The following is a 10829-nucleotide window of genomic DNA, read 5'->3' on the forward strand; positions in this document are numbered from 1 at the left end:
GCGTTTGCCACGAAAAGACGCTGTTGGGGTGACCGACGGGACTCGAACCCGCAACAACCAGAATCACAATCTGGGACTCCACCGTTGAGCTACGGCCACCATTTTAACAGCGGAGTCGCACTGTATTGAGAAATCTACGTCTGGCAACTGAAAACTCGTCTTGGGCTGGAATTGTGCAGGTGGGATGCCTGACAAGGTACCAGCACAGTTCCACACAATTTCGTATCTCTGCTCGCAATCCCCCTTCGGAATGCGTAGCTAATTTAACCCAACTATCAGCAAGCCCAAGCCCGCCTTCCCGGTTCCCTCGCATGTCCGACTCCACCCCTGAAACTCCCAGCTCCAACGCAGCCCCAGTCGGATTCAAAGAGTGGGCTTATGTCTGCGAAGCCCTCGGCCAGGGGGTGCAGACACTGATCCTGCGCAAGGGCGGGATCCACGAGGGCAAGAAGGGCTTCCACTTTGAGCACGAAGATTTCTGGCTGTTCCCCACCGGTTTCCATGCCCAGGGTGATCAGCTCCTGTGGTTGCCGGAGGATGCGGACAAGGTCGCTGTCCCCCAGGATGAGGAACGGGAACTGGTAGATGTGAAGTACTTCGCCAAGACGCAGCAGATCTGGCGCATCACGGACTGGGACAAACTCGCCGCGCTCGCTCCGTTTCACGTGTGGAAGGAGGAGGTCGTCCGCGAGCGCTTCGCCTGGAATGAGGAGAGCTGTCTGCACATCGCCCTGGTGCGGGTGCACAAGCTGCCCATCACGTGGTCTTTCCCGTACTTGAAAGGCTATGGTGGTTGCCGCTCCTGGGTGAAACTGCCCCCGGAAGGCAAGGACTTTGAACCCATCGTCACCCCGGTGCTGGCGGATGAGGTGTGGAACGAGATGGCTGAGAAAATCAAGGCTGTGCTGGATTGAGTTTGTTTTGAATTTGTTCCGCTGAGCCAAGCTGTCCATGTCCCCTCCGTCTTCTGCCGCTGTTGCCGCCGTGCATCGTTGCTGGGCTGAAATCTCCCTCACCGCGCTGCGCCACAACGCTGGGGTGGCCCGCACCCAGAGCGGACATGATCTCATGGCCGTGGTCAAAGCCAATGCCTACGGGCATGGGGCCGTCACTGTTGCGCGGGCGCTGCAGGAGCAGGTGGCAGTCTTTGGCGTGGCCAATTTGCAGGAAGCACTGGAGCTGCGCTCCGCTGGTCTGGACACCCCCATCCTGCTGCTGGGCACCTGCTTGGCGGAGGAGCAGGTGCCCGCGCTGCGGGCGGGCTTTCATATATGCATCAACTCCCTGGCCGAAGCGCGTGCGTGGAGCGAACTGGCCGGGCGGCTGGGCACCACCGCCCTGGGCCATGTGGTGCTGGACACCGGCATGGGCCGCATGGGTTTCATTGAACCCGAGTGGACGGAGGACACGGTGAGGGCACTCGTCGCGCTGCCCCACATCTCCTGGGAGGGCCTCGCGACCCATCTCCCCTCTCCGGATGAGGACGCGGGCTTCACCCGCCGCCAGATCGAGTTGTTTCATCAAAGCGTGAGGCTGGCGCAGGTGTCCGGCCTCCAGCCCCGCTGGGTGGACCTGGCCAGCAGCGCTGGACTGCTGGGTTATCCCGCCGGTCACGAATTTTGCAATCTGGTGCGTCCTGGTCTCATGCTCTACGGCGTGGATCCACTGGCCAGCACCGGTCTGGGCGATCCGTACCAGGAAAAACTCCGGCCTGTGCTGACCTGGAAGACCCGGGTGATCCTGGTGCGTGAACTCCCGGAGGGGCACGGCATCAGCTACGGCCGCAGCCATGTGACCCGTCGTCCCACCAGGGTCGCCACCCTGGCCTGCGGCTACGCCGATGGCTATCCCAGGCAGGTTTCAGGTAAAAACGCCTTTGTCCTCCTTCACGGCCAGCGCTGCCCCCTGCTCGGTCGCGTGACCATGGACCAGATCATGGTGGATGTCACCGATTTCCCCGCCGGCCAGCCCGTGGTGCCGGGCGATGAAGTGGTGCTCCTCGGCACCCAGGGCGAGGCGAAGATCTCCGCCGAGGAGGTTGCCGACAAGGCCGGCACGATCTCGTGGCACGTGTTTACCGGCATCACGGCCCGAGTGGCGCGGGTGGTGGTGGCGTAGTGGGTGCAGGTGCGTGTTCGAGAAGTGAATCGGGGGTATGGGTGAGCTATGGGCCTACCGCTCCGCGGTAGAAATGCGGTGGCATGGTGTCCATGGGTAGTCCTCGCTCCGCTCGGCCGACGCCATGGCTATTCATGGCGAACCCTCCGGGTTCAGGAAATGATGCATGAGGGGCTTGGTACGTCAGCGTCGGTTGTGAGGTTCTTTCCCTTCGCTCACCAGCGGGACCGGAGATCCCGCCTCCTGTACTCTGCGGCCACATGATCTTGCAGCTTGTTTCTCGGTAAAGGAGGCGGGGTTCCCAGCCCCGCTCAGTCGCACGTCCCAAGCCGTATCATACCGGCTCCTGACAACCTACCAACCACCTCCCTTTCGCCGTCAGGGTTGGAGTTCCGCGTTTACGCGGTCAGGACGCGCCACCCCTGACTGAGGCAACCGAAGCGGTCGTCCTACAACCCAGAGTAGTTGGCCACAGGTTCAGGAACAGAACATCCCCAGGGCCTTTGGTCGTTCAACCTCGCTCCAGACACCTGTAGGGCAAGCGCTCCGCTTGCCGCGCGCCACCCCTGATGAGGCAACCGAAGCGGTCGCCCTACAACCCAGGGTAATTGGCCGTAGGAACGCGACACTTCCTCATGGGACGACTGAATCGGACCGGGACACCAATGTCCCTCTCTCCCTTTGCCGGCCGCTTCGTTGAACGTGTCCTCGTTGGCGTGCGCTCAGGTCTTGAGTCTTCTGTCTTGTCGTCTTCTGTCTCCCTCGGAGCGGGCCCTATCTCCCCTGCAACACCCCGTTCACCCCCTTGGTGTTCCGCATCAATGGGGCCATGCTCCAGATGATGAACCCGCCCTTGGGCCGGATGGAGGACTCGATGTCGAGCTGGCGGCTGATTTCCTGAACCGGCCAGTTGTGGCTGCCGCCCAGACGATCCGCTGCGAGGCTTGGGAAGACCAGGATCCCCCGTGGGTTCACGCTGGAGCTGCGCCACCAACCGAGGAGCGAGGAAAAACTCTGGGGACCTGCGTCGGTCCAGTAGAGCTGCGGGGAGAGGTAGTCCACCGTCCCCTCGCGGAGCCAGGCCACGGGGTCTGAGTACAGCTCGGTCAACTGGTCAAGCTGGGCCTCCACCCCGCGCGGGACGTTGGGCCGGTAGATGCCAAACGGGCTCACGCCAAACCAGGCACCCTGGCGGTTCGCATGCACCACCGTGTGCAGTTCACGGATCAGCGTGTTCACGTTTTCACGACGCCAGTCGGCGCGGTCGAGACGTCCGCCGCCGGCCTGGTAGCGGCCGTAGGTGGTGTCATCTGGAAATGTGCCGCGCGGCAGCCCGGTGCCGGGGTACGGATAGAAGTAGTCATCCAGAATGACCCCGCGCACGGCATAGCGCCGGACGATGTCCTCCACCACGCGCACCACATGCTGGCGCACTGCCGGATCGCCGGGATCCATCCAGAGCATGGAGCCGACCCTGCGCACGGCACCGGGCATGGTGCGGGAGATGTGATTTTCCGCCTTGCCGGCCTTGCTCGTGGAGGCGCGATACGGGTTGATCCAGGCGTGAATGGCGATGCCCTGGCTCTTCCCCTCCGCAATGAAGGTCGCGAGCGGATCATAGCCCGGATCCACCCCCTGCGTGCCGGTAAGGAAACGGCTCCAGGGTTCGAGGCGTGAACGGTACAATGCATCCCCCTCCGGGCGCACCTGCACCATGAGAGAGTTCAGACGGCACGCCGCAGCGATGTTGATGATGCGCCGGATTTCCGCCCGTTGCTGATCGGCGGAGAGCCCCGTGCGGGACGGGAAGTTCAGGTTGTGCACCGAGGCCACCCAGGCTCCGCGCATCTCGGCGGAGGCTGGGGCGGCCAGGGAGAACAGGACGGCAAAGAACAGCAGAAAGCTGGCAAAAAGTCGGGGCATGAGTGAGGGGGTTAGGCGTTATGAGGATTCGTTCGAGGTGAATCGGCGGCGAGAAGTACCCGCGAATCCGGAAATCACCCAACTCTTAACTCCTAACACCTAACTCATCCCTCTTCTCCTTACCACGCCCAAGTGCTGCCGAGCTCCCAACGCTTGGCCACCTCGAGCAGTTCGCCGCGCATGGGCCACTCGTCCGCACGGGCTTCCTGGCCTTCGTGGCGCTCGCTGGCACCTTTGAGCTTCATGCACCCGGTATTGTCGCCGATGGCTGCGATTTCCTTCACTTCTTCTGCGGTGAAGGTGATGTCGGGCAGGGCTGCGAGCTCGTCGGCTTTGGACTCGATGGTCCTGGCACCCTCCCCCGCTTCTTGAATGAGGGTCGGCACCACGCTCCGTACGGGCTCCTGTGACAGGTCCCAGATGGCGGAGAGCTGCAGCATCGTCAGGCCATATTTTTCGGCGATAGGGCGCACCTTTTCGAGCTTCTCGTTGCCTTCTTCCACCCAGCCTTGGGGACGGTAGCTCCGGTGGTCGCCGTCGCGGAACTTGTGTCCCGGCTTGACGTCATCATGGAAGATGCCGCCGAAATCCACCACCCGGGCGAGCAGTTTCACGTCGTGCTTGCGGGCGGCGCTCAGTACATGCTGGCCCGGCCACGGTTCAAACGGGTTCAGAATGATCATGGCCCAGTCGATGTCTGCGCCGTAGCGCTCGAAGCAGTCGATGATATCCAGGGTGAAGCCGTTGGCGGGACCAGGGGCGATGCCGAGGCGGTCCGTCAGGCCCTTGGCCTTCACCGCGCGCAGGGCGTCCCACACCACGGGACTGCTGTAGCCGGTCGTGTCCGGGTTGTGCAGCATGAGAAGATCAAACTTCTGCGTCCCGCAGCGCTCAAGGGACTTCTCCGTGGCCATCTGAACGTAGCTGGCATAGTCCTCAGGCGCATGGAGGCCGGGCTCTGTGAAGCGCGGATAGCCCTTGGCCCCCGCCCGCAGACCGCCGTAGAAGTCGTGGCCGATGATGCCCGCCAGGGCGTAGGTGCTGCGGTCGATGCCCTTGAGCGCCTCACCCAGGAGGGTGTCTGCCCGGCCGCCACCGTACACATCAGCGGTCACAAAGGTGCGGGTGCCCTTCTCATAGGAGCGCTGGACGAGCTGAATGTAGCGTTCGTCCGTGAGGGCTTCGCCAAAGTGCATGAAGCGGCCGCCGCTCCAACTGCCAAATGCGGTGCGTGTGAGATCCATAATACAGGTAATACGGTGAAAAGGCGCGCGGTCAAAGCCCAACCCGTAGGCGGGACTTGCGAATCCATGGCCGCAGATTGCTACGGGTGTGCCCAGGAGTGCAGCGGTACCTCAACCTTGAGGCTTGTGCTCTGCGTCATCATCGGAGGTTGGCAGGTCGCTGACCTCCTCCGCGGGTGGTTCATCCCCAATTTGTTCTTGAGGAGCTTCTTCCGCCCCTTCCGCAGAGTATTCAGAATATTCTGGATTGGATTCTTCGGGAGCAGGTTCAGGCTCGGGCTCTGGAGCGGGTGCCTTGCCAAAGTCATCGACCTCCTCGCGGGTCGGAATGGCATCCTGGGCCCCTTCGCGCTGGGTGGCCAGGGCACCGGCGATGTTGGCCTTGCGCAGACTGCCGAGCAGATTGCGAGACTGGGCCCAGTGCACGGCAAACGTCCCGGCAAAGGCATCTCCGGCACCGACGGTGTCCACCACGGACAGTTGGGGGGGCGGCACCTTGAGCGCTTGATTGGCACTGAAGGCAAACGTGTGCTCGGAGCCCCGGGTAATGATGAGCGTGCCGATGCCAAGGTCGGCCATCTGGGAACGGATTGTGGGGGCCTCAGCCGTGCTTTCCACAAAGTAGCCGAGCAGCGAGGCCGCTTCCTTCTCGTTCACAATGAGAAAGTCGATCGGCACCTGGCCCCAGGGAAACTCCGGATTGAGCGGCGAGGGATTCAAAATGGTGGTTTTACCATATTCGTTGGCGGTCTGAATGGCATACACCACGGATTCCACCGGCACTTCCAGCTGGCACAACACCACATCAGCCCCTTCGATCAGGCCGATGTTCTCCGCCACCCGCTCTGCCATGAGGTAGGCATTCGCACCTGGGAGCGTGACGATGGTATTCTGGCCTGCCGGGTTGACGCAGATGTAGGCGCGTCCCGTCGGAGTGTCTTCGTACGGCTGCACAGCAGAGACGTCGATCCCCTGAGCCACGAGGTACTCAAGGTAGGCGCTGCCGCCAGCGTCTGTGCCCACCGAGCCGATCAGACTGACAGACGCTCCTTGACGACAGGCGGCCACCGCTTGATTGGCCCCTTTTCCTCCATAGCAGCTGCTCATACTGCTGGCGGCCACCGTGGTTCCCGTCTCCGGCAACTGCGGTACCGAGAGCTGGGTGTCAATGTTCAGCGAGCCGACAACGGCAATGGCGGGGTTCGGAACAGTATCAGACATTGTGCGGACGTGGAGGTGCGTGGGAAGACGTCGGGCTTGCTTTTTTCAGGTGCAATTAACACCCTGAGTCACCCATTCTGTCAGCGTATTTTGGCAAGTTCCCAGCAAAATCTTTGTGCGGAAACTGCCCTGCGATGTCATGGACGTCGGGTGATGTCCGGAACAGTCTCCTTCAGGATCTGCACAATAGCCCGCTTCTCCTCCAGGGGCAGATAGCTGTAGGCGGGATCCGGTTTGCCCTCACTCAGTGCCTGGCCGAGACGGCGATAGACCCGCTGCTTCATCTCGGCGGGCATTTTCTGAAACACCGTGGAGTGAATCATATAGCTGCAGCGGTACTTGAAGATGCGAGTGCGCAGATCGAAGTCGCGCAGCGAGGTACCCCCGGCGGTGGTCTTGCGCGGCTTGAGGAAATCGGCCACGAAGGTGGGATCGCCCTCCACTCCCCCGGCGGGCAGCTTCACCTCATCGGCAAAGAGGATGTAGCGGACAAAGGCGTCTGCGACCTTGTCCAGCTCCGCACCGTGGGCCGGGGTCAGGCGGCCCTTGTCCTCCTCCAGCAGGGCGCGGGTGCGGTAGGTGGCCTCGACAAGGCGGGTTACGAACCCGAGCTGATGCTCAAATACGAGGTGGGTCAGGATGTCGCTGGTGGCCACCGGGTACTTGTTCACGTCGAACCGCTCCCCCGGCACCACGGACTCTGTCTGCACACCCTGCGGGGAAAGCCGACCGATCAGATTGCCCCAGTGACCGGTAATGGCGTGTTTGCCCGTCACATGCCAGCCGGCAAAGCGCTCGTTGAACGGGATGCCGTGGCCCGTGGTGTCCTGGCGGAAAGACTTCACACTGCCCCCGGTGGGCCCAGGCAGGGACGATTCCACCACCCAGTTGGGCACCCGGCCTGTTTCCGAGCCCGCGTGGCAGTTCATGCAGCGGTTGGAGCGCTCGATCACGGGGGCCTGTCCCGGCTGGGGGATGTCGAAGATGTAGAAAATCGCGCCCAGATCGGGGTCGAGCGAGGCCACCTCGATCCGGCCCCCTGGGATGTAGCCGATGGACACCTCGTCATTGAAGTACACCGACCGCGGATTGCGGGGTGAAATGAACCGGAGCTGAAGGCTGGTGGTGGAAAACACCCACATCTGGCTCGAGGCAGGAATGTCCAGCGCCTTGAGCAGGCTGATGAGGAAGGCCTTGTCACTGCTGAAATCGATCGGGGCCCGCCCGGCTTCAAAGTCCGTCTTGAACTGGGTGAACCGATCCTGCGGCTCCCGCTCCCAGTAGCTGTGCGGCGGGAGCGTGAAGGCATTGGGCGCCTCCGCCGCGTGCAGGGATGTCGCCACTCCCCCCAGCAGAAGGGTGCTCGCGAGCAGGCGGGGCAGGACTTGGCGGATCATGGGCGGCAGCGGATCTCGGAGGGGGGCAAAACGACCCACAGATTACGATGCGGGCCGCGCAATTGAAACACCCCTTTGGCCCCGAATGTTGCACGCGGCCGGGCGGGAACCAACTTTGCCTTGCCTGCCAGCACAGTGGAGGGAAGACTTTCTGCCATGTCCGGCCCGCCTTCACGCCTCCGCTACCCCCTCGCGCTGCTGCTTGCGCTTCAGACGCTGGCCCCCCTGCCGACGGCCTTTGCACAGTCCTACCGGGACATCGCCAAGGAGGCTGCGCTCAAGGGTGAGAACGAGAAGGCGGTGATCAACTACGAACTGGCGCTGAGCTCGGCCACGAAGCTGTTTAAGGAAAACGACATCGAAATCGTGATCCGTCGCGGAGAACTGGGCGAAGCCTACCGCGCCGTCGGCCGGTGGAAGGAGGCCATTGAGCAGCTGGACTACGCCTGGCGTCGCTCCCGGTACGATGCGGAAATCAACCAGCGCTGGAGCGGAAAGGAGGGCGACCTCGCCTTTGGGTTCGCGGAGAAACTGGGCCGCGCCTGTCAGGCCGCAGGCCGCTATGATGACGCGCTCATGGCCTTCGAGACCAATCTGTCCGATGCCGAACGCACCGGCCGGCCGGCGTCCGATTTGATTGCGCCCGCCGGGTTGCTGGCAGACACGCTTCTGCTCCTGCAACGGGATGAGGAGGCGGACAAGGCCGTGGCCCGTGCGGTGGATGCCGCACGCAAGGCACATGGCAATGAGCCCCCCGCCCTGGCGAGGGACCTTTCCATGCTCGCGCAAATCTACTATGGGCAGCTGCGGTATGCCAGGGCGCTGCCGCTGGCCCGCGAGGCCCTGACATTGGCCGAGCAGAACTTTCCCGATGAATCGCGGGATGTAGGTCTTTACCAGAGCCGGGTGGGAGCCCTCATGGTGCTCGCAGGCGGTGATGATGCGGGCGCGAAGACGCTGCTGGAGAAGTCCCGCGAGAACCTGCTGAAGAAGCAGACGCGCGATGCGGTGGAGTTGCTCCTGGTGGAGTTGAGTCTCGCCAGGCTGGCTTCCCGTCAGGGCGAGTTTGACCTGTGTCAGAAGCACAGCGGCGAGGCCTGGCGCATCTGCCGGATGCACTACCCGGCCGATCATCCTGAGACAGGCCGTTGCTACCGTCAGCTCGCGGACAACTTCACCGCGATGGAGATGAGTGAGGATGCCGCCGGACTTTATGCCAAAGCCCTGGCCATTTTTGAGGCGCACTTGGGCAAGGACCACCCGCTCACTGCGGAGACCCACGCCATTGTCGTGAAGGCGGAGACCCAGCTCATCGCCGAACGCGAACAAGCCATGAAAGAGAAGGCCATGATGGTCGCCGAGCAAAAGGCCCGCATCGCTGCGGAAGAGAAAGCGAAAGCCGACGCCGCGGAAAAGGTCCGCATGGAAGCTGAGGAAAAGGCCCGGATGGCCGCGGCTGAGAAAGCCCGGATCGAGGTAGAGAAGGCGCAGCTCGCCATGAAGGCGAAGCAGGAGGCTGAAGAGAAAGCGCGCAAGGCTGCTGAGGAGAAAGCCATGCTGGCCGAAGCAGCAGCAGCCAAAGCAGCAGCAGAGAAAGCCAAGCTGGAAGAGGAGAAGGCCATGAAGGCTGCCCAGGCCAGGGCAGCGGCAGAGGAAAAAGCGCGTCTCGCTGCGGAAGAGAAGACCAGGATGGAAGAAGCCAAGGCCAAGAAAGCGGCTGAAGAGGCCAAGATGGCGGAAGCCGCTGCCGCCAAAGCTGCGGAAGAAAAGGCGCTGAAGGAGGAGAAGGCTCGCATCGCCGCGGAGGAGAAAGCCAAAGTGGCAGCCGAACAGAAGGCCCGCATGGCTGCGGCAGAAGCAGAGAAAGAAAAGGAAAAGGAAGAAGAAGCCCCCGCACCCAAGAAAGCCGCGGTTACGGCCTCGAAATCCACCAAGGGCACCAGCGAAAAGAACAAGAAGGCAGTTGCCTCCTCGAAGTCTCAGCCCAAACCAAAACCCAAGCCGGAAGCAACTCCTGCGGCACCGCCCAAACCGGTGGTGATGGCTGAACCGGTTGAGGAAAAAGAGAAGGAGAAAGAAAAAGGCCCCGGCGTGGCTGCGAGAGTCACCAAGTCCGTTACGGGCGTTACTGGGGCTGTTTCCGGCGCTGTGACGGGTGCGGTTTCAGGAGCAACGGATGCGGTGTCCGGTGCGGTCACGGGTACGGTGAAGAAGCTGTTCAACCGCAAGAAGTCGGACCCGGGTGATGGCGATGGGAATGGGAACGGCAAAGAAGAGAAGCCGTGATGATTGGGGTGGCTGGGATGGCCTTGAGAGATCGGAGGATTTAGGAAAAACAAGGGCGATAGAATGGCCAACACCTGATCCCGCTTGCGGGATTTTGGGAGTGCGGCAAGCATTGCCGCTTTTGGGAGTCCTGTGTCGGACTGGAAGCGTTGGGGCGTGAGCGGAGGATTGTGGGTTCTGGCGGGTGGCGAAGGGTTATAGCCCATCACAAGGGGCGCCAAAGCGGCGGTGCCCGCGCGCACTCCAAAGCGACTTCGTCGCCAGGTGGAGGACGTGGTGGGAAGAATTGCGTTGGGGAGGCTTGCGATGTCGGAGGCACGTTCGACTGAATGCCTTCTGCAGGATGCAGAAGGCGGCACGCTGGAAGCGCGCGGTCCCCACGTTTCAAAGACTCCGTCTGCGAGAGACGATGGGAAGCTTGGGGAGCGCACGCATCTTGCGTGCTGTTCCTGGCATCTTGCCGGGAACGACCATGCGGCAAGCGTTGCCGCTTTGGGAAGGCCTGTGTCGGACAGGAAGGGTTGGAGTGTGAACGGAGGATGTGGGCTCTGGCGGGTGGCGAAGGGTTTGAGGACATCACAAGGGGTGCGAAAGCGGCGGTTCCCGCGCGCACTCCAAAGCGACTTCGTCGCCAGGTGGA

7 protein-coding genes and 1 tRNA gene are annotated in these 10829 nt (G+C 62.4%); 3 read left to right on the forward strand and 5 right to left on the reverse strand.

Annotated elements, in window-relative coordinates; translation table 11 throughout:
- Nucleotides 1-24 precede the first annotated feature (24 nt).
- A tRNA-His gene (locus VSP_RS00095) sits at nucleotides 25-99 on the reverse strand.
- A gap of 212 nt (nucleotides 100-311) precedes the next feature.
- Here VSP_RS00095 and VSP_RS33125 point away from each other — a divergent pair.
- The gene (locus VSP_RS33125) at nucleotides 312-914 is read left to right on the forward strand and encodes a DUF1802 family protein (protein WP_009957907.1); all 603 of its coding nucleotides are present in this window, start codon (nucleotides 312-314) and stop codon (nucleotides 912-914) included.
- Between the two features lie 37 nt (nucleotides 915-951).
- Nucleotides 952-2118 carry an alanine racemase gene (gene alr / locus VSP_RS00105; RefSeq protein ID WP_009957908.1) on the forward strand — a complete coding sequence of 389 codons (1167 nt, stop codon included), beginning with the start codon at nucleotides 952-954 and terminating at the stop codon, nucleotides 2116-2118.
- 774 nt (nucleotides 2119-2892) lie between these two features.
- On the opposite strand, the gene VSP_RS33130 is transcribed toward alr, so the two are convergent.
- From VSP_RS33130 to VSP_RS00125, 4 genes are all read right to left on the reverse strand, one after another.
- The gene (locus VSP_RS33130) at nucleotides 2893-4041 is read right to left on the reverse strand and encodes a glycoside hydrolase family 10-like protein (protein WP_009957909.1); all 1149 of its coding nucleotides are present in this window, start codon (nucleotides 4039-4041) and stop codon (nucleotides 2893-2895) included.
- A gap of 119 nt (nucleotides 4042-4160) precedes the next feature.
- Entirely contained in the window at nucleotides 4161-5285 is a 1125-nt protein-coding gene (locus VSP_RS00115; protein WP_009957911.1) for an aldo/keto reductase, read from the reverse strand.
- 111 nt (nucleotides 5286-5396) lie between these two features.
- Nucleotides 5397-6506 (reverse strand): ribokinase, encoded by a 1110-nt coding sequence (locus VSP_RS33135; protein ID WP_009957912.1) that lies wholly within the window; start codon nucleotides 6504-6506, stop codon nucleotides 5397-5399.
- Nucleotides 6507-6643: 137 nt separating this feature from the next.
- On the reverse strand, nucleotides 6644-7903 hold the full coding sequence (locus VSP_RS00125) for a hypothetical protein (protein WP_009957913.1): 1260 nt from the start codon (nucleotides 7901-7903) through the stop codon (nucleotides 6644-6646).
- Between the two features lie 156 nt (nucleotides 7904-8059).
- On the opposite strand from VSP_RS00125, the gene VSP_RS38675 reads away from it, so the two are divergent.
- Nucleotides 8060-10189, forward strand: coding sequence for a tetratricopeptide repeat protein (locus VSP_RS38675; RefSeq protein ID WP_009957914.1), 2130 nt, complete (start codon nucleotides 8060-8062; stop codon nucleotides 10187-10189).
- The last annotated feature ends 640 nt before the right edge of the window (nucleotides 10190-10829 follow it).

It is taken from the genome of Verrucomicrobium spinosum DSM 4136 = JCM 18804, assembly GCF_000172155.1.
Taxonomy (GTDB): domain Bacteria; phylum Verrucomicrobiota; class Verrucomicrobiia; order Verrucomicrobiales; family Verrucomicrobiaceae; genus Verrucomicrobium; species Verrucomicrobium spinosum.